The 20,610-nt window shown below is 63.1% G+C and carries 22 protein-coding genes; 10 read left to right on the top strand and 12 right to left on the bottom strand.

Annotated elements, in window-relative coordinates; translation table 11 throughout:
* Positions 1–6 precede the first annotated feature (6 nt).
* The 4 genes from pstC to AB4097_RS03560 form a co-directional block, all read right to left on the bottom strand.
* Positions 7–942, bottom strand: coding sequence for a phosphate ABC transporter permease subunit PstC (gene pstC / locus AB4097_RS03575; protein WP_442037248.1), 936 nt, complete (start codon positions 940–942; stop codon positions 7–9).
* A 72-nt stretch (positions 943–1,014) separates the two neighbouring features.
* A complete protein-coding gene (gene pstS, locus AB4097_RS03570) occupies positions 1,015–2,058 on the bottom strand; it encodes a phosphate ABC transporter substrate-binding protein PstS (RefSeq protein WP_442037230.1) in 1,044 nt (347 codons plus the stop codon).
* 206 nt (positions 2,059–2,264) lie between these two features.
* Positions 2,265–3,563, bottom strand: a complete 1,299-nt coding sequence (locus AB4097_RS03565; RefSeq protein WP_442037229.1) for an ATP-binding protein — start codon at positions 3,561–3,563, stop codon at positions 2,265–2,267.
* Positions 3,564–3,618: 55 nt separating this feature from the next.
* On the bottom strand, positions 3,619–4,647 hold the full coding sequence (locus tag AB4097_RS03560) for a lysylphosphatidylglycerol synthase domain-containing protein (RefSeq protein ID WP_442037228.1): 1,029 nt from the start codon (positions 4,645–4,647) through the stop codon (positions 3,619–3,621).
* Positions 4,648–4,988: 341 nt separating this feature from the next.
* Here AB4097_RS03560 and AB4097_RS03555 point away from each other — a divergent pair, with 341 nt between their 5' ends.
* Positions 4,989–6,380, top strand: a complete 1,392-nt coding sequence (locus AB4097_RS03555) for a sensor histidine kinase (protein WP_442037227.1) — start codon at positions 4,989–4,991, stop codon at positions 6,378–6,380.
* 6 nt (positions 6,381–6,386) lie between these two features.
* Positions 6,387–6,932: a bifunctional adenosylcobinamide kinase/adenosylcobinamide-phosphate guanylyltransferase gene (gene cobU, locus AB4097_RS03550; protein WP_442037226.1), complete on the top strand. Its 546-nt coding sequence runs from the start codon at positions 6,387–6,389 to the stop codon at positions 6,930–6,932.
* Positions 6,933–6,941: 9 nt separating this feature from the next.
* Here the strand turns inward: cobU and AB4097_RS03545 are convergent, their stop codons facing one another.
* On the bottom strand, positions 6,942–7,790 hold the full coding sequence (locus tag AB4097_RS03545) for an ABC transporter substrate-binding protein (protein ID WP_442037225.1): 849 nt from the start codon (positions 7,788–7,790) through the stop codon (positions 6,942–6,944).
* 494 nt (positions 7,791–8,284) lie between these two features.
* Between AB4097_RS03545 and AB4097_RS03540 the strand changes: the two genes are divergently transcribed.
* A complete protein-coding gene (locus AB4097_RS03540; RefSeq protein WP_442037224.1) occupies positions 8,285–9,445 on the top strand; it encodes a transglycosylase SLT domain-containing protein in 1,161 nt (386 codons plus the stop codon).
* Here the strand turns inward: AB4097_RS03540 and AB4097_RS03535 are convergent.
* Positions 9,397–10,725 (bottom strand): MFS transporter, encoded by a 1,329-nt coding sequence (locus tag AB4097_RS03535; RefSeq protein WP_442037223.1) that lies wholly within the window; start codon positions 10,723–10,725, stop codon positions 9,397–9,399. The two genes, AB4097_RS03540 and AB4097_RS03535, sit on opposite strands and share 49 nt — an antisense overlap.
* Positions 10,726–10,880: 155 nt before the next feature.
* Positions 10,881–11,111, bottom strand: coding sequence for a hypothetical protein (locus AB4097_RS03530; RefSeq protein WP_442037222.1), 231 nt, complete (start codon positions 11,109–11,111; stop codon positions 10,881–10,883).
* A 189-nt stretch (positions 11,112–11,300) separates the two neighbouring features.
* Here AB4097_RS03530 and ggt point away from each other — a divergent pair, with 189 nt between their 5' ends.
* The 3 genes from ggt (at position 11,301) to AB4097_RS03515 (ending at position 15,302) form a co-directional block, all read left to right on the top strand.
* Positions 11,301–13,058: a gamma-glutamyltransferase gene (ggt, locus tag AB4097_RS03525; protein ID WP_442037221.1), complete on the top strand. Its 1,758-nt coding sequence runs from the start codon at positions 11,301–11,303 to the stop codon at positions 13,056–13,058.
* Between the two features lie 63 nt (positions 13,059–13,121).
* Entirely contained in the window at positions 13,122–14,027 is a 906-nt protein-coding gene (rfbD, locus tag AB4097_RS03520) for a dTDP-4-dehydrorhamnose reductase (protein WP_442037220.1), read from the top strand.
* 84 nt (positions 14,028–14,111) lie between these two features.
* A complete protein-coding gene (locus AB4097_RS03515) occupies positions 14,112–15,302 on the top strand; it encodes an O-succinylhomoserine sulfhydrylase (RefSeq protein WP_442037219.1) in 1,191 nt (396 codons plus the stop codon).
* Here the strand turns inward: AB4097_RS03515 and AB4097_RS03510 are convergent.
* Positions 15,277–15,807, bottom strand: a complete 531-nt coding sequence (locus tag AB4097_RS03510) for a DUF2243 domain-containing protein (RefSeq protein WP_442037218.1) — start codon at positions 15,805–15,807, stop codon at positions 15,277–15,279. The genes AB4097_RS03515 and AB4097_RS03510 overlap by 26 nt on opposite strands.
* A gap of 24 nt (positions 15,808–15,831) precedes the next feature.
* On the bottom strand, positions 15,832–16,209 hold the full coding sequence (locus AB4097_RS03505) for a hypothetical protein (RefSeq protein WP_442037217.1): 378 nt from the start codon (positions 16,207–16,209) through the stop codon (positions 15,832–15,834).
* A 174-nt stretch (positions 16,210–16,383) separates the two neighbouring features.
* On the opposite strand from AB4097_RS03505, the gene AB4097_RS03500 reads away from it, so the two are divergent.
* The 4 genes from AB4097_RS03500 to AB4097_RS03485 are packed head-to-tail and all read left to right on the top strand — an operon-like array spanning position 16,384 to position 17,518.
* Positions 16,384–16,545 carry a hypothetical protein gene (locus tag AB4097_RS03500; protein ID WP_442037216.1) on the top strand — a complete coding sequence of 54 codons (162 nt, stop codon included), beginning with the start codon at positions 16,384–16,386 and terminating at the stop codon, positions 16,543–16,545.
* Positions 16,546–16,549: 4 nt separating this feature from the next.
* Positions 16,550–16,759, top strand: coding sequence for a hypothetical protein (locus AB4097_RS03495; protein ID WP_442037215.1), 210 nt, complete (start codon positions 16,550–16,552; stop codon positions 16,757–16,759).
* A gap of 5 nt (positions 16,760–16,764) precedes the next feature.
* The gene (locus tag AB4097_RS03490) at positions 16,765–17,073 is read left to right on the top strand and encodes a hypothetical protein (RefSeq protein WP_442037214.1); all 309 of its coding nucleotides are present in this window, start codon (positions 16,765–16,767) and stop codon (positions 17,071–17,073) included.
* 34 nt (positions 17,074–17,107) lie between these two features.
* The gene (locus tag AB4097_RS03485) at positions 17,108–17,518 is read left to right on the top strand and encodes a hypothetical protein (RefSeq protein ID WP_442037213.1); all 411 of its coding nucleotides are present in this window, start codon (positions 17,108–17,110) and stop codon (positions 17,516–17,518) included.
* 71 nt (positions 17,519–17,589) lie between these two features.
* On the opposite strand, the gene AB4097_RS03480 is transcribed toward AB4097_RS03485, so the two are convergent.
* The 3 genes from AB4097_RS03480 to AB4097_RS03470 form a co-directional block, all read right to left on the bottom strand.
* A complete protein-coding gene (locus AB4097_RS03480; protein ID WP_442037212.1) occupies positions 17,590–18,588 on the bottom strand; it encodes a helix-turn-helix domain-containing protein in 999 nt (332 codons plus the stop codon).
* 82 nt (positions 18,589–18,670) lie between these two features.
* On the bottom strand, positions 18,671–19,723 hold the full coding sequence (locus tag AB4097_RS03475; protein WP_442037211.1) for an AraC family transcriptional regulator: 1,053 nt from the start codon (positions 19,721–19,723) through the stop codon (positions 18,671–18,673).
* 619 nt (positions 19,724–20,342) lie between these two features.
* Positions 20,343–20,609 (bottom strand): DUF1150 domain-containing protein, encoded by a 267-nt coding sequence (locus AB4097_RS03470; RefSeq protein ID WP_262029996.1) that lies wholly within the window; start codon positions 20,607–20,609, stop codon positions 20,343–20,345.
* Position 20,610 lies beyond the last annotated feature (1 nt).

The following is a 20,610-nucleotide window of genomic DNA, read 5'->3' as shown; positions in this document are numbered from 1 at the left end:
TTCACCTCAAGCAGTCTTGACGCGCGCGATCAGAAGGCGCGCGAGAGCAAGAACAATGAAAGTGACCACGAACAGAATGCAGCCGAGGGCCAGCAAGGCGCTCATATGCAGGCCCGATGCTTCATTGAACTCGTTGGCGATACGGGACGCGATCGTCGAACTCGGATCGAAGAGCGACAGGGACAGGCGGTTCGCGTTTCCGATCACGAAGGTGACCGCCATCGTCTCGCCGAGTGCGCGCCCGAGGCCGAGCATGACCGCACCGATGATGCTGACGCCTGCCTGAGGGAGCAGGACGTGGCGCACCACTTCCCAGGTGGTGCAGCCGATGCCGTAGGCGCTCTCGCGCAGGATGCTGGGGATCTGGTCCAGCATGTCGCGCGTGATCGACGCGATGAAAGGAATGATCATGATCGCCAGAATGATTCCCGCCGTCAGCATGCCGACGCCGGACGGCACGCGCGCATAGAGGATGGTTCCGAGGATCGGCATGCCCTCCACGATCGTCGTGAGGGGAATCTGTACGTAGTTGGCGAAGAGCGGAGCGAAGACGAAGAGGCCCCACATGCCGTAGATGATGCTGGGCACCGCGGCCAGCAGCTCGATGACGGTCGAGACCGGACGCCGGAGCCACGGCGGGCAGAGCTGCGTGAGGAAGATCGCGATCCCGATGGAGATCGGCACGCCGATCACGAGAGCGATCAGGGCGGAGGTCAATGTGCCGGTGATGGCGACCCAGGCGCCGAACTGTTCGCCGCCCACGTTCCAGATGCTGGACGTGACGAACCCGAAACCGAATTCCTGGAAGGCAGGCCATCCCCCGTAGACCATCGTGCCGATGATCCCCGTCAGGACGGCGAGAACGATCAGGGCCGAGCCGTAGCTTGCCCAGCGGAAGCCCTGATCGAAAACGGCTGAAGTGCGGCGGCGGACGGACTGCATGTTGCTCGACACGATGATCTCATCAGACAAAACAGCCATCCGCCTTACTCCATCCACAGGTCAGGGACCAGCTTACATCTTGTAGACGGGCTGACCGGCGCTGGTCTTGATGTCCTTCGACCAGGTCGAGCGGATCTGCTCGACGACATTGTCCGGCAGCGGGACGTAGTCGAGGTCGGAAGCGAGCTTGTCGCCGTTCTTGAAGGACCAGTCGAAGAATTTCAGCACCTCGGCAGCCTGTTCCGGCTTCTCGGCCGTCTTGTAGACCAGGATGAAGGTGGGATTCGTGATCGGCCACGCATCGTCGCCGGCCTGGTTGGTCAGCGAGATGCCGAAGCCGGGAGCCGACGTCCAGTTGGCGCTGGCGGCAGCCGCCTGGAACGACTTGATCTCAGGCTGCGGATACTTACCGGCCTTGTTCTGGAGCAGGGTGTAGGGAATGTTGTTCTGCTTGGCGTAGGCGTACTCGACGTAGCCGATCGAGTTCGGAACCTGCTTCACCGTCGCGGCAACGCCCTCGTTGCCCTTGCCGCCCTGACCGATCGGCCAGTTGACCGTGGTGCCGGCGCCGAGCTCGGCCTTCCAGGCATCGGAAACCTGCGACAGGTAGGTGGTGAACACGCTGGTCGTGCCCGAGGAGTCGGAGCGGTAGACCGGGGTGATGTTGGCGCTCGGCAGATTCACGCCGGCGTTCAGCTCGGCGATCTTGGGATCGTTCCACTTGGCGATCTTGCCCTGGAAGATGTCGGCGAGAACCTGGCCCGTGAGCTTGATCTGGCCGGGCTGGACACCCTGGATGTTCACGACGGGGACGACGGCGCCCATGACGGTCGGGAACTGGAGAAGACCGTTCTTCTCGAGGTCCTCACCCTTCATCGGAGCGTCGGTGGCACCGAAATCGACCGTCTTGGCCTGGATCTGCTTGATGCCGCCGCCGGAACCGATCGACTGGTAGTTCATGCCGTTGCCCGTCTCCTTCTTGTAGGCTTCAGCCCACTTCGAGTAGACCGGGAACGGGAACGTTGCGCCTGCGCCGGTGATGTCGGCCGCAGATGCCGTGGTCGTGAGGCTCGCGACGGCAAGGCCGGCCGCAAAGGCGTAGGACATGATCTTCACGGTAAGTCTCCTGTTCATTCGAGCGCGACAGGCCGCTTCAAAGCCTGGGCCGCGTCACGCGATGGGACAGCTAGGCCCGACGGATGTCTCCTCTAAGACAGTTGGATGACAATTAAATGACACCCCCAAAGGATCCCTTGGGAGGGGGTTGAAACGAGCGAGCGCATCTCCTCTCCCGGTTGGGAGAGGGGATTTTGCAGCGCCCGCTACGGGCGAGGCCCGGCATCCGGGAGCCGGACCGTGAACCGGGCGCCCTGCCCTGGCTCGCTGGTGATGTCGAGATGGCCGCGGTGGCGGTTGACGATGTGCTTGACGATGGCGAGCCCGAGACCGGTCCCGCCCTTGTCCCGGCTCTGCACGACATCGACCCGGTAGAACCGCTCGGTCAGGCGCGGCAGGTGCTCGGGCGCGATGCCCGGGCCGTAATCCTGCACGGAGAAGGCGACCTGCGGCACCGGCTCTCCGGTCCGGACGACCTCCACGTCCACCCTCCCGCCGCTCTCACCGTATTTGACCGCGTTCTCGATCAGGTTCTCGGCGACGCGCAGAAGCTCGTCCCGGTCGCCGAGGACGAGGACAGGCTTCTCCGGCAGGGTCGCCTGGATCGCCACGCCCCTCTCCTTCGCCAAGGGCGAGAGCGTTTCGACCATCTGGGACGCGATGGCTGCGAGATCGACCATCTGGGTGGGCGACAGGTGGGCCCGCATCTCGATCCGCGACAGGGACAGGAGATCGTCGATCAGTCGCTTCATGCGCTGCGCCTGGCCCTTCATGATGTCGAGGAACCGCTCCCGGGCCTTGGCATCGTCCCGGGCGGGGCCCTGGAGGGTTTCGACGAAGCCCAGGAGCGAGGCCAGGGGCGTGCGCAGCTCATGGCTCGCATTGGCGACGAAATCGGCCCGCATGGCCTCCAGCCGCCGGGCCGAGGTTAGGTCGCGGAAGAACAGGACGACGCCCGCCTTCACCTCAGCATCGGCGACATCGGCCTGCAGGGGGCCGATATGGACCTCGAAGGTCCGCTCCGTCGGGATGCGTTCCGAATACTCGACCTTGAGAGCCTGGCCGCTGTCCAGCACCTCCTGGATGCCGTCGAGCACGTCCGGTGTCCGAAGGGCGAAGGACAGGGGATGACCGGTCTTCAGTCCCGCCAGAAGATCGTAAGCGGCCCGGTTCGCCTCGATCACAACCGCCCGCTGGTCCACCAGGATGACGGGATCCGGGATCTGCGCCAGAACCGCCTCGGCGACGCTGGAGCGGGAATTCGCCTTCGGCTGGGATATGATCCTGGTTCCGAGCCCCAGGCTGCGTTTGGGGCCGGCAACGAGAAATCCCGCGAGAATGGCGATCGCCGCCCAGACCAGGAGCCATCCGTCCCCTTGGCCCCGCACCAGCGCGACGGAGACCAGCACGAAGCAGGTCACGATCGTCCCGCGCAGGGCGGCGTCACGGATCGGAGAGGCGCTCTGTCGGAGGGTGTCCGGCGAGAGGTCGTCGGAGTCGTTCATGGAGAGATGTCTCGGAGGCGCGGCCCGCCTTGTTTAGGGGAGACCGGCCCAGGTGTCATCTCCCGCCGAGCTCGACCTCGCCCGTCAGTTCTTCGTCGTCGTCCGGCTTGAAGGACAGCCGGGCGGCCCGGATGCGGTTGCGGATCTCGTAGGCCCCGAGGATCGCGAGGGCGATCACGAAGGGAACGAGGTAATAGCAGAGCCGGTAGAGGAGCAGCGCCCCCAGGACCTGCTCGCGGGGATAATTCGACAGGGCCAGGAGAATGGTGGCCTCGAAGACACCGAGCCCCCCCGGTGCATGGCTCGCCACGCCGAGCATGACGGCGAAGATATAGACCGCCAGGAAGGTCTCGAAGCTGAGATTGTGCCCGCCGGGCAAGAGCACGAAGAGCACCCCGGCGCCGGCGCAGACATCACCCGCGCCGATCAGGATCTGGGCCAGGGACAGGCGAAAGCCCGGCAGTTCCAGCTTCCAGCCCTGGATCTTCACGGCGCGGCGTTTGATCGAGACCCAGACCATGTAGCCGATGACGAAGATTGCAGCGCCCAGGCCCACCAGCTGGTTCATCCAGATATGGGTGTAGACGAGGCTCGCCAGTTCGTCGGCGTTGCTGATCAGGCTCCAGGCAAGGACGAGCGCCATGCCGAGCCAGAAGGTCACGCCGGCAATCACGGTGAGGCTCGCCACCCGTCCCGGGCTGACCCCCTTGGGGGAGTAGATCCAGTAGCGGACCGTGCCGGCCGTCAGCAGGGGAAAGCCGAGCGTGAAGCTCACCGCGTAGCTCGTGAAGGAGGCAAGCGCGGTCGTCCGGTAGGGAACCTGCAGCTTGAGCTGCCGCAGGGCAATGGCATCGTAGCAGGTCAACAGGCTGTAGCTGATGGCGGTCAGGAGGACCGCGAGACCGATCTGGCGCAGGCTGGCGGCCGTGAAAGCCGCTTTCAGTTCGTTGACATCGATTTCCGATACGATGTGCCAGAGAACCACCAATGACGCGCCGAACAGGAGGACGCTCGCCGCCATCCCGATCCAGGCGAACCGGCGGGACCGGCGCTCCTTCGGATGAAGGGCTTCGGCAGAGGACATCTCCGGCTCGGACACCGGACGGGGACTCAAATCATTCATGAAAACGGTCAATCAGCCTCAGCGTGGAAAAGATCGCATCGGGTATGAGGGCTGTCCTGCATCTATGCTCTGGCCGGGGGAACCGCCAGACGTCGGCCGCCTTTTAGAGCATCGGGCCCAAAAGTGGAATGCACTTTTGGGATCCATCCGATGCACACGGGGTTTCGAAAGGCTGGCGCTACACTTTCGCCGGAGAAATCGCCGCCGATGGTCGATGTGGGTTGTCAGCCTCGAAAAAGGCCTACAACAATGATTCCGTTGCATCGGAGACTTGGCCGCTGGGTCGCGCCTAGGAGTTTTGAGTGGATTTCAAGGAAACGGAAACGCAATTTGCTGTTCTGGCGGAGTCGCTGCCTCAACTCATCTGGTCGTCCCGTCCCGATGGATCTGTCGATTACGTGAATCGCCGGTGGCGTGAGTTTACGGGGCTTTCCAGCGAGCAGCTTTTTGGGAACGGCTGGGAAGTAGCCATCCACCCGGACGACCTGCCCGAAGTTCTGCAGCATTGGCGCCGCTCCCTGGAAGCCGGGCAGGATTATGAATGGGAATACCGTGTCAGGACGGCTGCGGGCGGGTATGAATGGTTTCTCAGCCGGGCCATTCCGATCCAGGATCTGACAGGTAAGATTACCCGATGGTTCGGCACGAGTACCAACATCAACGCACAGAAGAAGTCCGACGAGACCATCCGCCTGCTCGAGAGCCAGTACAGGCTCGCCCTCGAGGCCGCCGATCTCGGAACCTGGCAGATCGACCTGGAAAAGAACCTGATCACCTGGGACGAGGGCTCCTGCGCCCTCTATCACATTCCCCACAACGGATTGTACAGCCTGACCCTGGAAGACGCTTGGGCGATGATCCACCCGGAGGATGTGGAAGGCGTCAAAGAGCGTATCGCCGCGGCGGCGGCCCCCGGGTCCGACGGCAAGTACGACAGCGAGTATCGCGCCATCCTGCCCGACGGGAGACTCCGCTGGTTCCGTTCGCACGGACAGGCTGTTTATGCGAATGGAAACAATAATCATCACGCCATCAGCCTTTATGGCGTGGTCAGCGACATCACGGAACATCATGCCCTGGAGGAGGCGCAGAAGCTTCTGACGCGGGAGCTCAACCATCGGGTCAAGAACCTGTTCGCCATCGCCAACGGCATGGTCTCGATGACCGCCCGCACGGCGAAGGATACGAAGGACATGGCCAATGCCCTGCGCGGGCGCCTGAGCGCCCTGTCGCGGGCCCATGAGCTGGTGCAGCCCGTCTCGGCGGGTGAATCGGGCAAAGGTTCGGACGTTGAACTCGCGCGGCTGATCGAGGCGGTTCTCGAGCCTTACCGGCAGTCGAGCCAGAACAAGATCGCGATCAAGGGACCGAATGTCCTCGTCGGGTCGAACACGACCACGAGCCTTGCCCTGGTCCTGCACGAACTCGCGACGAATGCGGCCAAATACGGCTGCCTGTCCTGCCCGGAGGGCGAGTTGTCTATTCAATGGACCTTGCAGGACGAAAACGTCGATTTTCACTGGACCGAGACCTGCGGTCCCCGCATCGAGACGCCTCCGACCTTTGAAGGGTTCGGCACCCAGCTGTCGCAGCGAAGCATCACGGGACAGCTCGGCGGCACGCTCGATCGGGACTGGCGTCCGGAAGGCTTGTGCGTTCATATGATCCTGCCGCTCAATCGCCTGACCACCTGATCGATCATGCTCACCTATCGCCGCGTCCTTGTCCTGGGAGGAGCCCGCTCCGGGAAAAGCAGCACTGCGCTGCGGCTCGCCGAGAGCGCATCGACGGAGCGGATCTACATCGCCACGGCCCAGGCCTATGACGAGGAAATGCGTGAGCGGATCGCGCAGCATCGTGCCGAGCGCGACGGATCGTGGCGAACGGTCGACGCGCCCCTCGATCTTGTGGACGTCGTTCAGGGCGAGACTGCTCCCGGACGAGCCGTTCTGGTCGATTGCCTGACTCTCTGGCTGTCCAACATCGTTCTGGCCGAGCGCGACCCTCCCCATGAGGCTGACCGGCTGATTCAGGCCGTTCGGGATGCGGGAGGTCCGCTGATCCTGGTGTCGAACGAGGTCGGTCAGGGCATCGTGCCCGCGACGCCCCTGGGACGGCGGTTTCGTGACGAGCAGGGCCGCCTCAACCAGAGAATCGCAGAAGCATGCGACGCCGTCGTCTTCGTCGCGGCAGGCTGCCCCATCCTCCTCAAGCCGAACCCTCCCCTGCAGCTGAGGCTCGAATAGCCCGGTCCGTCACCGGATCCTGGCCTGGACCTCGGCGCTCAATGCGTCGATGGCGGCGGGTGTCGAAGGACCGCCGCAGATGGTAAGCCGGGCGGGAAGCGTCAGGCGGCGGTCCGGGGGCACCGCCTCTGTCAGGGCCGGATGCGCGAAAAGCGCCGTGCCGTTGTCGACCGCCTGGCTCGATGCCTCATCGACGAGCATGAAATCAGGTGGCCTTATCACGACGGCTTCCAGCCTCGCCACGCCGCCCTGTGTCAGTCCCAGCGCCTCCTGATGCAACCTGAAACCCATTTGGACCAGGATCTCACCGAGCGGCGAACGGGCCCCCATGACCCAGCCGCCTCGCTCATAGATGAGGATACTGCGCCCTCCTGAAACGATCCCCCTCGCCCTCTCCAGGCTCCCGTCGATGCGAGCGATCAGATCCTCGCCACGCTCAGGATGCCCGAGCCTACGGGCCAAGACGCGGATCTGCCCGCGTCCGTCCTCCAGGTTCGTCCAGGGCCCGAAGGTCAGAACCTCCAGCCCCTGTCGTCTCAACAGGGCGACCTGCTCCTGCTGGCCATAGGTGCCCGTCAGCACAAGATCAGGATTGGCGAAAAGGACGGCCTCGGCGCCGTCGTTCCGGAACATGCCAGCGGCCTTTCCGGCCAGAAACGAGAGAGACAAATCCCCGGCGAGACGGCTGAGGGACAAGATCTGGCTCCGGTCGGCCAAGGCCAGAAGAAGCTGGTCGGCGCAAAGGTTGAGCGAGACAACCCGAGCCGGCCTTGTCTGAGCCTGGGCACCGGCGGAGAAGAGCGCCAAGCACGACAGCAGAACCAATGCTGCGCGGCGGCTGACAGAGCGGTGGAGCATTGTGGGTGTTTCGATCCCCGGCACGCACGTTCCCTATCATGCAGGACCTATCGGCGGAAACACCTGTCGATCCGGCAGATCGGCAGGGTGCGAGTTGGCGTTTAAACGGAAGGCCGGGACGGGAATATGGCACAGCCGACATGCCGAACTGCTTGAACCAATGATGTTCAAGCCGATCAGTATTACCTTACCTAAGGTTAATATTATTCAGCTATTGTCATCTCATCACATCGTATTATTCACCCTGCGTCATCTCGCCATCAGTCATACCTAGCGGTAACAAAGCTTTTTGTTGGAAAACAAGGCTTCTTCGAAGATGAACGTCTATTAATAAACCAATACAAATGGTCGCACCCTGGAACACATTCGGAATTTTACCGTCAAGCTGACCTATTCTGGACATATCAGGCCATCACATACTTGCCCCGTCGAACGAAGAACGACCGTACACCCGCCTCGGCGGAGAAACGGTGCATTTGTGGGGACTTATCCATATGCAAATCGCTCTGACAGCGTCTCAGGACGCATGCCAGCAGACGGCCATTTGCCTTGAGAGCGAAAAGAAGACCGGCCTCCGGTTCCTTGTTGACGCTTGCCGTTCACCCTCGCAGGGAGGGAAAACCCTGCTGGACCTCACCAAGTGCTTCGGGCTCAGCGCATGCCTGACCATTGGCATCGGCACGGCAATCCACACGCATTCCGCCTCGGCGGCCGAGGCGTGGACAGCATTGCCGCCGCCCCTCGACGCCGGTCCGAATGCCATCCGGCTGCCGCCCGCCCCTTCGACGGCGCCCTTCTCCATGTCCGATCAGGAAGCCTCCCCAGCCGATCCGCTCGAAGCCATCGCTCCAGTTGCCGCAGCGGAAGCGACGACGGCGGAACTGCAGAAGCAGATTATCCTGTCCATTCCTCTGACGGAGGAACCAGCTTCGGCGGGTTCCAAGGACGAGGAGACCGTCTCCCGCGAACTTACGGAATTCATGGAGTTCGAGGAGATGCGCGTTCCCGTCTGGATCGTCGACACGATCCTGCGGGCGTCCAAGGCCACCGGAGCCGATCCGGTCTATATGATGGCTTTGGCCGACAAGGAATCGAGCTTTCTGCCCGGCAACAAGGCCTCGACTTCTTCCGCCGTCGGCCTGTTCCAGTTCATCACCAGCACGTGGCTCGATGCGGTACGCTCGTTCGGCCCCCTGCATGGACTGACGGCAGAAGCCGAGGCGATTTCGGGCGCGGGAGCCAAGATCGACGTGGCGGACGCCACGATGCGCGAGCACATTCTCGGACTGCGCCGGAATCCCTACATCTCGGCCCTCATGGCGGCCGAAATGATGAAGCGCGACAAGGCCAAGATCGAGACCAAGCTCGGACGGCAGCTGAGCCGGTCGGAGTTCTACCTGTCTCACTTCTTCGGCGTCGACAGCGCGAGCCGGTTCATCGCCCTGGTGGACGATACCCCGAAGAAGAGCGCTCCGGACGCCTTCCCGGCGGCCGCCAAGTCCAACAAGTCGCTGTTCTTCACCAAGGACGGCAAGAAGACACGTCAGCTCAGCGTGGCCGAAGTCTACGGCAAGATCGACGACATGATCGACAAGCGCCTCAACCGTTACGAGGCCGTGTCGGCTCGGGCCACGGCCGACGCATCGGGCTTCTGATCGGGCTCGCCCTCCGCGCACGGGCTGTGCGCCTCAGGGACCTGATCCTCGACCGCCTGAAGGTCCGCACGCGGCGTCAGGCTTGCCGCGGCCGAGCTGGTGGTCGCGACAACGGCAAAGCCGCCCTTGGCCGGCGAGCGGTCCACTTGAAGAATCCGCACCACGATGAACGCGACGAGCCCGAGCGAGGCCACGCCCGAGTAGATGAACAGCCCCTTCGGTCCCATCATCTCCATGGCGGCCGCGCCGAACAGGGGACCGATGGTGACGCCGGCGGCCCAGGAGAACAGCAACGTCCCGACGGTGGACACGATCTGCCCCGGATCGACGATGTCGCAGGCATGGGCCACGCAGACCGAGTAGATGCAGAGGGCTAGGCCGCCCCAGGCCGCGAACGACCAGAGGATCAGCAGATTGGCGCCCTGTGCGCTGGCCCAGAGGATCAGGAGCGACACGAGGCTCGTTCCTGCGGCGAGCCCTGCGATCACATAGCGCCGGTCCGCCCTGTCGGAGAGCCATCCGAGCGGCCATTGCATGGCGAGGCTGCCGGCCTGCAGGGCGAAGAGAAGGGCCGCGGCCTGATCCTGGGTCAATCCGATGCTGACGCCGAAGACGGGCGTGATGGCAATGACCGGGCCATTGACCAACCCGACGACGAAAGAGCCCACCACGGCGGATGGCGCAGCGGCGAACAGCCTCCGTACCTCGATCCGCACGCCCTGCGGGGCAGCGGGTTCCGTCGTGGTTGTCGCGGCAATTGGCAGGAGCGAGAGCGTGATCAGGGCGCTCACCATCATGAACAAGCCGTCCGTACGGATATTGCCGAAGCCGATCCCGAGCGGAGACAGCATCAGGGCAACCTTGGTGCAGATCATGTAGATCGACAGGATCCGCCCACGATGGCTCGACATGGCGCGGGCGCTGATCCAACCATCCGTCACGGTGAAGATGCAGGCGAGCGTGATGCCGGTCAGGCCGCGCAGAAGGATCCAGGCCCAGGTCGAATGCGCCTGGGTCATGGCGAGGATCAGGACGGCTACCACCGCCGCGAGACTGGCGAAGGCCCGGATGTAGCCCACATGCCGGATGAAGCTCGGGGCGAGGAAACAGCCTGTCGAGAACCCGAGTCCATAGGCGGCCGCCACGACGCCGATGGAAGCGACCGAGATCCCCTCGGCCTGCATCCGCAGGGGCATGAGCGCCTGCAGCAGGCCGTTGCCAGCTTGCAGTAAGGTGGTTGCGGCCGTGATGGTCCAGATGAGGGCGAGGGAGGAGTTCACAATCGAATCGGGGATGAAAGGCGGCGGGCGAAAAAGCCAGATAGAAGACAGCTGCCGCTTAAGATCAAGTTTCGATCGGAATCGACGGTGTGTTCTTTAGTTGGTTGGGCATGCCCGACCGGATCAGCCGGACACGCGCGGGAAACTGCCGGACCCTACTGGCCCGGACGATCCTTCTGAAAGCTCGCGAAAAGATAGAAACCATTGAAGCGAACGCCTTCCATGGCCGCCTTCCGGTCGAACCCAAGGGGCGCGTCCTGGCTCTCGAGCCGCCCGCCGAATTGCCAATGCGGTTCGACGACGAACGAAGGAACGGAGCGCTCTTCCGGGACGGCGCAAACCAATCCGTCCGGTTTGGTGCTTCGGAACAGATTATATGAGTACATGTCCTGCTCCATTGTTCGCATCACGAATCGCACCCTGCCGGAAAAGAGTGACAGGAGTGTGTTATTGCATCGCAGCAAGTGCGGATTTTCTTCTTTTCGCCCCTCCGATGGAAGTGGCGCAAAGGGATGATCCTTTGTTAGGCTGATCCTTCCCCATGGGACCGAAGAACCAGAGAGGAAGCACGCCGCATGATCACTCACAACGCTCTTCGACGAAACCTTCTGAGCCTCGGCCTTCTCGCGAGCATCGCCCTACCCTGCCCGGTCTTCGCGCAGGCCCTCGCTCCCTCGCCCGAGGCTCCCACGGGCCGCATGGACAAATCGGTCGGAACGGCGACGAAAGACATGGTTGCCGCCGCCAATCCCTTGGCCGCGCAGGCAGGCCGGGAGATCCTGGCGGCCGGTGGAAGCGCCGTCGATGCGGCGATTGCGGTTCAGCTTGTTCTCAACCTGGTCGAGCCGCAGAGTTCCGGCCTCGGTGGCGGCGCCTTCATGGTCTTCTGGGACGGAAAGACCATGACCACCCTCGATGGTCGGGAGACCGCTCCGGCGGCGGCCAAGCCCGAGCGTTTTCTCGGGCCCGACGGCAAGCCGATGAAGTTCTACGATGCCGTGGTCGGCGGCCGCTCAGTGGGCGTGCCGGGCACGCTGCGCCTGCTCGAAGCGGCCCACAGGAACTGGGGCAAGCTTTCCTGGCAGCAGGTGATCGAACCGGCCGCTCGCCTCGCCGAGGAAGGCTTTGCGATCTCACCGCGCCTCAACGGGCTCCTGACCCAGGAGAAATACCTCCAGAACGACCCGGTAGCCCGGGCCTATTTCTACGAGGCGGACGGCACGCCGAAAACCGTGGGAACGGTTCTCAAGAACTCGGCCTTCGCCAAGACCCTGCGGATGATCGCCGAGAAAGGCGCCGACGCTTTCTACACGGGCGAGATCGCCCAGGACATCGTGGACACCGTCACGGGCCACGCCACGAATCCCGGCGACATGACCCTGGACGATCTCAAAGGCTACAAGGTCCAGGAGCGCGACGCCCTGTGCGGGAACTACCGGACCTACAGGATCTGCGGCATGGGTCCGCCGAGTTCCGGCCAGGTCGCCGTGCAGCAGATCATGGGCATCCTGGAAACGCAGGACATGGCGTCGCTCAAGCCCGGACCGGATGCGGTGCACTGGATCGCGGAAGCGGGCCGCTTGGCCTACGCGGATCGGGCGCTCTTCCTGGCCGACCCCGCCTTCGTGAATGTGCCGGTCAAGGGCCTGACCGATCCCGGGTATCTCAAGAGCCGCGCCGCGCTGATCGATCCCAATAAGTCCATGGGCAAGGCGAAGCCCGGCGATCCACCCTTCCAGAAAACCTTCCTGTGGGGGCCATCGGAGGGGATCGAATTCGGCACGAGCCACATGTCCATCGTGGATCGCAACGGCAATGCGGTATCGATGACGACCACCATCGAGGACGGCTTCGGATCGCGGCTGATGACGAAGAGCGGCTTCCTGCTCAACAACGAGCTGACCGACTTCTCCTTCGCCACGATGGAGGACGACAAGCCCGTCGCCAATCGCGTCGAGCCCGGCAAGCGCCCCCGCTCCTCCATGGCCCCGACCATCGTGCTCGACGGCAGCGGCAAGCTCTACGCGGTCGTGGGATCGCCGGGCGGCAGCCTGATCATCAACTACGTGGCCAAGACCCTCGTGGGCCTTCTCGACTGGAAGCTCGACCCTCAGATTGCTGCCGATCTTCCCAATGTGGGCAGCCGCAACGGCCCGACGGAACTCGAGGCCGGGACGGAAGCCGAAGGGTGGAAGGCCGCCCTCGAAGCGAAGGGCCACGACGTCAGGCTGATCGATCAGAATTCCGGCATCCATGCTATCGTCGTGACACCGGCCGGGCTGGTCGGCGGGGCCGACAGCCGCCGCGAGGGAGTCGCCATCGGCAACGACTGAACTTGCTCGGGCGGCCCTGTTCCGATAGGGCCGCCTCATCATTGAAGAGAATTGCGGGGGTCCATGCGTATCATCGTCGTCGGCAAGGAAGGACAGATCGCGCGTGCCCTGGCGGAGCGCGCGCGGGCTCACGGCGCGCAGGCGGTGCTCGTCGGCCGCCCCAAGCTCGATCTTGCCGATCCGTCGGGCATCGAGGACGCCCTGATCGACACCGGCGGCGACGTGATCGTGAATGCCGCCGCCTACACGGCCGTGGACCAGGCAGAATCCGACCGGGAGCTGGCGGAGGCCATCAACGGCATTGGCGCAGGCGTTGTGGCCGGCACTGCGACGGCCATGAACGTGCCCATCATTCATCTCTCCACGGATTATGTCTTCGACGGCACGGCCGACCGCCCCTATCGCGAGGACGATCCGGTCTCACCGCTCGGAGCCTATGGCGCCTCGAAGCTTCTGGGCGAGGAAGCCGTGGCGACCGAGGCGGAGAACCATGTCATCCTGCGCACCGCCTGGGTCTACAGCCCGTTTGGCAAAAATTTCGTGAAGACCATGCTGCGCCTCGCCGCCGACCGTGACGAGCTCGGGGTGGTGGGAGACCAATACGGATCCCCCACAAGCGCCCTCGACATTGCCGACGGCATTTTCACAGTCAGCCGCAATCTCCTCGAAAGGCCGGATGACCCGAGCCTGCGCGGGCTGTTTCACATGACCGGCACGGGCTTCGCGAGCTGGGCGGACTTCGCTACGGAAATCTTTGCTTTATCAGCCCGGTTCGGCGGCCCCTCGGCCAGAGTCCGGCCGATTGCGACGGCCGATTACCCGACACCGGCCAAGCGCCCGGCCAATTCCAGGCTGGACTGCGGCAAGCTGAAAGACGTCCATGGAGTCCAGCTTCCGCCCTGGCGCTCCTCGCTGGAGCCTTGCGTGAAGCGGCTGATCGAGGAGGCGCGCAAGGAAGTCTTGCGCTGACGGCCGAACGGGAGAAGGATATTATGAAACTTTCCGCAGAATAAGACGATTGTTCTTTTTAAAGAACAATCGTAGGATCGTTTCATGACTTCGCCGCAGCACCCCGATTATCGCCTGGAAACCCGCCTCGTTCACGAGGGCCATCAACGCACGCCCTTCGGCGAGACCTCGGAAGCGCTCTTCCTGACGCAAGGTTTCGTCTATGAGAACGCGGAAAGCGCCGAGCGGCGCTTCCTGAACGAGGAGCCGGGCTACAGCTACAGCCGCTATTCCAATCCCACGGTCGATGCCTTTGAGCAGCGCATCGCTTCCCTCGAAGGGGCCGAGGCGGCCCGCGCGACGGCCAGCGGCATGGCCGCGGTGACGGCCGCCATGGTCGGACAGGTTCAGGCCGGGGACCATGTGGTGGCGGCACGCGCGCTGTTCGGGTCCTGCCGGTGGGTGGTGGAGGATTTCCTGCCCCGCTTCGGCGTCGGCTGCACCCTCGTCGATGGCGGGGATCTCGACCAGTGGCGCGCGGCGGTCCGGCCGGAGACGAAGGCCTTTCTGCTGGAGACGCCGACCAATCCGGGCCTGGACATCATCGATATCGCGGCCGTTGCCGCCATTGCGCACGAGGCCGGTGCGACGCTGACCGTCGACAACGTCTTTGCCACGCCCCTCTTCCAGAAACCTCTCGCCCTCGGGGCCGATTGCGTCGTCTATTCCGCCACCAAGCACATCGATGGGCAGGGTCGATGTCTGGGCGGCGTGATCCTGGCCTCGACCGAATTCATCGAGACGAAGGTGCAGCAATTCCTGCGCATGACAGGACCTTCCATATCGCCTTTCAATGCCTGGGTGCTCCTGAAGGGCCTGGAGACGCTCCCCCTGCGGGTCGAGAAGCAGACGGCGACGGCCGGCTATCTCGCGGAGACGCTCCACAATCATCCCAAGCTCCAGCGGCTGATCTACCCTGGCCGCCCCGATCATCCCCAGGCTGAACTGATCCGGCGCCAGATGAGCGGCGCCTCCACCATGATCGCTCTGGACGTGGAGGGCGGAAAGGCTGGGGCCTTCCGCTTCCTGAACGCGCTCAGGCTCATCCGGATCTCGAACAACCTGGGCGATGCGAAGAGCCTCGTCACCCATCCGGCGACGACCACGCACCAGCGTTTCACCCCTGAGCAGCGGGCCGAGATGAACATCCCGGACGGCCTCGTGCGCCTGTCCGTCGGACTGGAACATCGTGATGATTTGTTGGCAGATCTTACCACTGCCCTTGAGAGCGTCTGACTTCCAACCGGGCGCCGGTCTCGCGCCGGCCCGAGCGGAGAAGAAGCCAGCCGCCGACCAGCATGGCCGCACCCCAGATCAGGAAGCCGAGGTCCCAGTAGATCCATTGCTCCCGAGGCACGGTTTCATTGACGTGGTGGATGCCGAGAAGCTGATGGTTGACGAGGCCCTCGACCAGATTGAACAGGCCGAAGCCGATCAGCAGCGTGCCGAAGAGCAGCTTGCTCGACCAGCGGATATGGGTGCGCCGCGCCGCCCGCCAGAGAAGTCCCAGGCCGGTTGCGACGAACACGTAGGTGAGCACGTGGAAGAGCCCGTCCCAGAACGTGTTGATCTTCAGGTTTTCGACAGTATCGGGCGGGTAGCCGGCATCCGTGACCAGATGGTGCCATTGAAGCAGCTGGTGCAGGACGATCCCGTCGAAGAAACCGCCGAGGCCGAGACCGAAGAAGATGCCGGCTGCGACGGGAAAGCCTGCGCCTTCACAGGAAGCCTCACTGTCCATGATGCATCAAACCCTCGGGCAGCGTCACTGGGGCGGCTGGGCGGGCGCAGGAGCCGCGGGCGTCCTGGTCGTCGCTCCCTGCTGGGACTGCATGCGGTCGAACATCCGCAAGGCCGCGTCGACGCAGGCTTGCGTGGATTCGCGATTGCCGCAGACGACGCGAAGCTGCGTGTCGCCGCTGCGGAGAAAGAAGCGGGCGCCCTGCCCGTCACGGCCGCCCCGATCCTCATCGTCGCCGCGCATGATCCGGCCGCGCCAGCGATCCGTGTCGCGATCCCATCCGTCGTGCCTGTCACGCCAGCCGCCGCGGCCGGAATCGTCGCGCTCCCGCGATGATTCCTGACTCAGGGCGCCCGTCGCGAAGAAAGCGAGACCGACCGCCAGAATGAAAGCACTTTTCATCGGAACCTCCACGAATGGATGTGAACAGGCCACGGGCCGCTTGGTTCCTGCCTGCATGCGCAACAGACGCATCGAACAGCGGCCTTCATGCGCCGCACGAAGCACCTCTTGATCGGCGGAACACTAAGATCGCCTTCACGTTGGCCTCTTGCTCATGCTGCAAAGGAGGCAATCATGAGATGCCAGTTTTGCCATCAGGACGTCGAGAACCCCTGCCATACCGCCCAGGAGATGCAGCGGCGCGCGGAAAGCCATGTGGAACGCTGCGAACATGCCCTCCAGGCTCGGAAGGGCATGGGATCGGACTCGCACAACGACATCCGGAGCAAAGGGTGAACGCATGTCCGGCACGGCTGAAGACCAAGCCCACGGGTTGACCGAACGGAGCGTGAACACCAGCATCGTGCCTCCGACCGAGGAGAATTCCGAGCATCCGAGCCGGAACGACCGCTCCGCGGCCGATCGGCGCCTCAAGGAGAACGATCAGCGCGAAGGCTTGGACAAGATGGAGCGCGATGCCCCGAGCCCTCGAGACGACACCATGTCGTAGGAGTTTTGAACGATGGCGCGCAAAGCCCGGATGAGACCATCCTGGAAGAAGGCGAAAGCCCGGAAGCAGAAGACATCGGACTCCCGCAAGGGGCGGGTGACCCAACGCAGCTGATCTCGATGAGAGTTGCTTCGGCGGTCCGCTTTTGCGGGCCGTTCTTTTTGGCCCGGTCCCGCACCTTGCGGGGAGGCGCATGGCGCAACTATATTTACATGACCTTACGAAATAACGTATATGTTCGCCACAATTGCCGAATCATTGTTGTGATTTTCCACACATCGGACATTCTGCTCACCGGTGTAGTGAAAAAATAAGCAAACCAATCGGGAATACTTTCAGGAGGACCTTATGACTGCGTCGTCGCTCAGCTTCAGACTTGCCGTTCTTTTCGTCATTGCCGGCATGGCGATGGGAATTGGCATGGCCGCATCCCAGGATCATTCGATCATGCCAGCCCATGCGCATCTCAACCTGCTCGGGTGGGTGTCGCTGTTTCTGTTCGGCATCTATTACGAGCGCCGTCCCGCCCTCGACAGGAGCCGTCTGGCCCTGATCCAAGTCCTCGCTTGGTCGGTCGGAACCGCCCTGATGGCCGTAGCCGTCGCTGCTGTCCACCTCGGATACACGGCTTTCGACCCGGTTGCCGCCGTCAGCACCCTGATTGTTCTCGCCGCCATGGTTCTGTTCGCCTATTTCGTCTTCAAGCCTTCCCGCGATATCGCTTCGTCGCCGACCCCCCACATGACGCCCGCCGAGTGATCGGCAAGCCACTCGGGGCGGCGCCTGCCGCCCCGGCATCCAGACGGTTTCGACGGCGGGCTTGATGGCGTTCAGCGCTTCTTGTTGAGCGTCCAGCTGGGCGTGACGCCGAAGACGCTGCGATAGGCGGTGTCAAACTCGCCCATATGAGTGAACCCGCAGGCCAGGGCGACCTGCATCACCGTTGTGAGCGCCGGATCGGCCGCCCGTAACGCTTCGTGCGCCCGCCGCAGCCGAACGGAGTGCAGGAACATTATCGGCGTCATGTGGCGGAAACTTTGAAACCCGTCCTGCAGGCTGCGGGCGCTCACCCCGGCCTGTGCGGCGATGTCGGCCAGAGACAGGGGCTCGGCGAAGTGCGCTTCGATATAGGCCTCCGCCCGCCTGACATAGAGCGGCACCGCCGCTGCCTGCGGGGCGAGCAGGGCCTGCGAGTACTCATGGCGCTGGCAGAGGAGAAAGCCGGTGAGCAGCCGGTGCTCGAACTGGCGCCAGGCCGCTGGCGAGTGCCTGATCAGGGAGTGCGGATCCGTCAGCTCGGCTTCGGCATAACTGAGCAGCCGCAGCCAGCTGCGGCCAGCGTCGCTCTCGAGATTGGCCGAGACGTCGAAGTCGACGAAGCCGGGAATGTCGTGCCCCAAGAGCTTGGCGCAGCATTCCGCCATGCTTACGCGGCTTACCAAGAGCGCTTTTGTCTCCGTTTCCTCCGAAAACTTCAGCAGCCGCTTCGAGCCGGATGTCATGATGACCGCCCGGTCCGATGCGTGAGAAAACGTCTTGCCGTTGAAGAGCAGCTCCCCCGCTCCCGAGGACGCGATGACGAAAGCCAGCCGATCATCGGCCTCCTCCGGCTCCAGGAAGAGATCGACGTTCCGCCCGACCCGGGCTCGAAAGATCCCGAGTTCACTTCGACCTTGGTAAGCAACCTTCCCATCGGCATGGTTGCCGGCCGAGGCGTTCACAATTCTCTGCGGAGCGATGAGGTTGAGAGCATGCTCCAGCTCATCGAGCCTCTCCGTATACAATGTTTGATCGATGATATGACTGCCTGGATCAGTCGGGAGCTGCATAGACGAACTCCCGCCGTGCGGATTCTGCGACAGGTCAGGCGGCATGTGTTCGCTCATGGGCTGATCAACATGTCGGGAGCACCTACACCCGCAGCTTCTTGTTGAGGGTCTGGCTCGGCGTGATGCCGAAGACGCGGCGGTAGGCCGTTCCGAACTCGCCCACATGCCGGAAGCCGCAGGCCAGAGCGACCTGTGTGACCGTCATGAGCGCGGGATCAGCTGCCCGCAATGCTTCATGCGCCCGATGAAGCCGCACGGAGCGCAGGAACATCATCGGGGTCATGTGGCGGAAGCTCTGGAACCCGCCCTGCAGGCTTCGCGCGCTCACTCCCGCCTGGGCGGCGATGTCGGCCAGGGACAGCGGCTCGGCGAAATGCGCCTCGATGTAGGCCTCCGCCCGCTTGACGTAGAACGGCACGGCGGCCGCCTGCGGGGCCAGCAGGGCCTGGGTATATTCATGCTGCTGAGAGAGCAGAAAGCCGGTGAGCAACTGCTGCTCGAACTGGTGCCAAGCCACCGGCGAGTGCCGGACGAAGGAATAAGGATCGGAGAGTTCGGTTTCGGCATAACTGAGCAGCCGCAGCCAGCTGCGTCCAGCGGCGGTCTCGAGATCGGATGCAACGTTGAAGTCGACGAAGCCTGGGATGTCGTGCCCCAAGAGCTTGGCGCAGCATTCGGCAATCTTCGGGCGCTCTGTCAGGAAGACCTTGATCTCCGTTGATTGATCGAAACGCACAATCCTCGGCGGGCCCGACGGAAAGATGACGGCCTGGTCCGTCGAATGAGAAAAGGTCCTGCCATCCAACAGGAATTCCCCCGTTCCCGATGCCGTCATGACGAACGCCATCCTGTCGTCTGCTTCCTCGGGCTCCAGGATGACGTCAAGCTCACGCCCGATCCGCAATTGAAAGATTCCAGAGCCTCCATGACCCCGGTATGCAAGCATTCCGTTGGCTTGATCTCCTGCCGCGGCATTCGCAAACTTCTGCGGAGAGACTTGCGCGTTGAGCGCATTTTCCAGCTCGTCGAGCCGCTTCGTGTGGAACGTCTGGTCGATGATCAGACTGGTCGGCGATTCCTGGAGCTGCACCGCGTGGCTCTCGCCCGACAGATCCCCTGGGACGGCGGCGGCCATATCCGGGCTCATGAACGGACCTGACGTGGCAAGCAGCCGGAAGCCTGGTTGAGCCTGTAGCGGATTGTCATCGGGGGGATGGTGCGCTGAATATTTTCTGCCAAGAGCACCTGCCTAGCACCGTGAATACAAGCTCTGAAATCTTGTTTCCCAACATCTATGGAAGTGTTCATACGCTCGGCAGCGCGAAATACTACGCAACAACCTAGAGTAGTGCCACTCAATTCCATTTAGCTTGCTGCCAAACCTATCAGAACTTGAGATCCTAGAAGGTCCCAGGCTTATCCACAAGTAATACCTACGGTTAGAAGCCTTATGCCGGCCGGCCCGGAGGTCGCAGGTAACCGGATCGGAAAGGTATGGCGAACCAGGCAAGGGGAGTCCCCCTGCCTGGCTTCATGACATTGAGCACCGTCTTCATCGATTCAAGCCATGCGATCCGCACCCTTCCGTACCCTTGGCTCATTCGGTGGCTGCGGAGCCTCAGGGCATTTTTCGGTGAAATGGACCCGGTTCACCGAAAAATGCGGCAAAGCGAAAGAGGAGAGCTGATTCCACGCAAGGGGAACCAGCTCTACAGCATCGGACCCAAAAGTGAGTCCACTTCGGGTTCAACGCCTTAGTGCAGGCTGACCGTCGTCAGATCGTGCGCCCAGGCATTGGCCACGGCGGCATCGTGGTTGTCGGTGAGCAGGATCGGCTCGCCGCTCGCGGACAGGAGCGCGAAGAGGCGCATGCCGGGCTGGAGCTTCGGCGCTTGCGGGAAAAGCCGCGCGACCTCGTCGGACTCGATCGGCTTTACATAAGCCATCTGCCCCACGCCCAGGGTTGCCAGCTCGGCTACGTCGAGGACCGGCTCGGAATGGTTCTTGATATCGAAGTTCATG

The organism is Microvirga sp. 2MCAF35 (genome assembly GCF_052115545.1).
Lineage (GTDB): Bacteria > Pseudomonadota > Alphaproteobacteria > Rhizobiales > Beijerinckiaceae > Microvirga.
Note: the sequence above shows the minus strand (reverse complement) of the source record. Positions and strands in the feature narration are given on the sequence as shown.

What these genes read in the sequence shown, in the direction of transcription:
- pstC (WP_442037248.1), bottom strand. Translation starts at nt 942, where the DNA reads ATGCAGTCCGTCCGCCGCCGCACTTCAGCCGTTTTCGATCAGGGCTTC.
- AB4097_RS03565 (WP_442037229.1), bottom strand. Translation starts at nt 3,563, where the DNA reads ATGAACGACTCCGACGACCTCTCGCCGGACACCCTCCGACAGAGCGCC.
- AB4097_RS03560 (WP_442037228.1), bottom strand. Translation starts at nt 4,647, where the DNA reads ATGTCCTCTGCCGAAGCCCTTCATCCGAAGGAGCGCCGGTCCCGCCGG.
- cobU (WP_442037226.1), top strand. Translation starts at nt 6,387, where the DNA reads ATGCTCACCTATCGCCGCGTCCTTGTCCTGGGAGGAGCCCGCTCCGGG.
- AB4097_RS03545 (WP_442037225.1), bottom strand. Translation starts at nt 7,790, where the DNA reads ATGCTCCACCGCTCTGTCAGCCGCCGCGCAGCATTGGTTCTGCTGTCG.
- AB4097_RS03540 (WP_442037224.1), top strand. Translation starts at nt 8,285, where the DNA reads ATGCAAATCGCTCTGACAGCGTCTCAGGACGCATGCCAGCAGACGGCC.
- AB4097_RS03530 (WP_442037222.1), bottom strand. Translation starts at nt 11,111, where the DNA reads ATGTACTCATATAATCTGTTCCGAAGCACCAAACCGGACGGATTGGTT.
- ggt (WP_442037221.1), top strand. Translation starts at nt 11,301, where the DNA reads ATGATCACTCACAACGCTCTTCGACGAAACCTTCTGAGCCTCGGCCTT.
- rfbD (WP_442037220.1), top strand. Translation starts at nt 13,122, where the DNA reads ATGCGTATCATCGTCGTCGGCAAGGAAGGACAGATCGCGCGTGCCCTG.
- AB4097_RS03515 (WP_442037219.1), top strand. Translation starts at nt 14,112, where the DNA reads ATGACTTCGCCGCAGCACCCCGATTATCGCCTGGAAACCCGCCTCGTT.
- AB4097_RS03510 (WP_442037218.1), bottom strand. Translation starts at nt 15,807, where the DNA reads ATGGACAGTGAGGCTTCCTGTGAAGGCGCAGGCTTTCCCGTCGCAGCC.
- AB4097_RS03505 (WP_442037217.1), bottom strand. Translation starts at nt 16,209, where the DNA reads ATGAAAAGTGCTTTCATTCTGGCGGTCGGTCTCGCTTTCTTCGCGACG.
- AB4097_RS03500 (WP_442037216.1), top strand. Translation starts at nt 16,384, where the DNA reads ATGAGATGCCAGTTTTGCCATCAGGACGTCGAGAACCCCTGCCATACC.
- AB4097_RS03495 (WP_442037215.1), top strand. Translation starts at nt 16,550, where the DNA reads ATGTCCGGCACGGCTGAAGACCAAGCCCACGGGTTGACCGAACGGAGC.
- AB4097_RS03485 (WP_442037213.1), top strand. Translation starts at nt 17,108, where the DNA reads ATGACTGCGTCGTCGCTCAGCTTCAGACTTGCCGTTCTTTTCGTCATT.
- AB4097_RS03480 (WP_442037212.1), bottom strand. Translation starts at nt 18,588, where the DNA reads ATGCAGCTCCCGACTGATCCAGGCAGTCATATCATCGATCAAACATTG.
- AB4097_RS03475 (WP_442037211.1), bottom strand. Translation starts at nt 19,723, where the DNA reads ATGGCCGCCGCCGTCCCAGGGGATCTGTCGGGCGAGAGCCACGCGGTG.
- AB4097_RS03470 (WP_262029996.1), bottom strand. Translation starts at nt 20,609, where the DNA reads ATGAACTTCGATATCAAGAACCATTCCGAGCCGGTCCTCGACGTAGCC.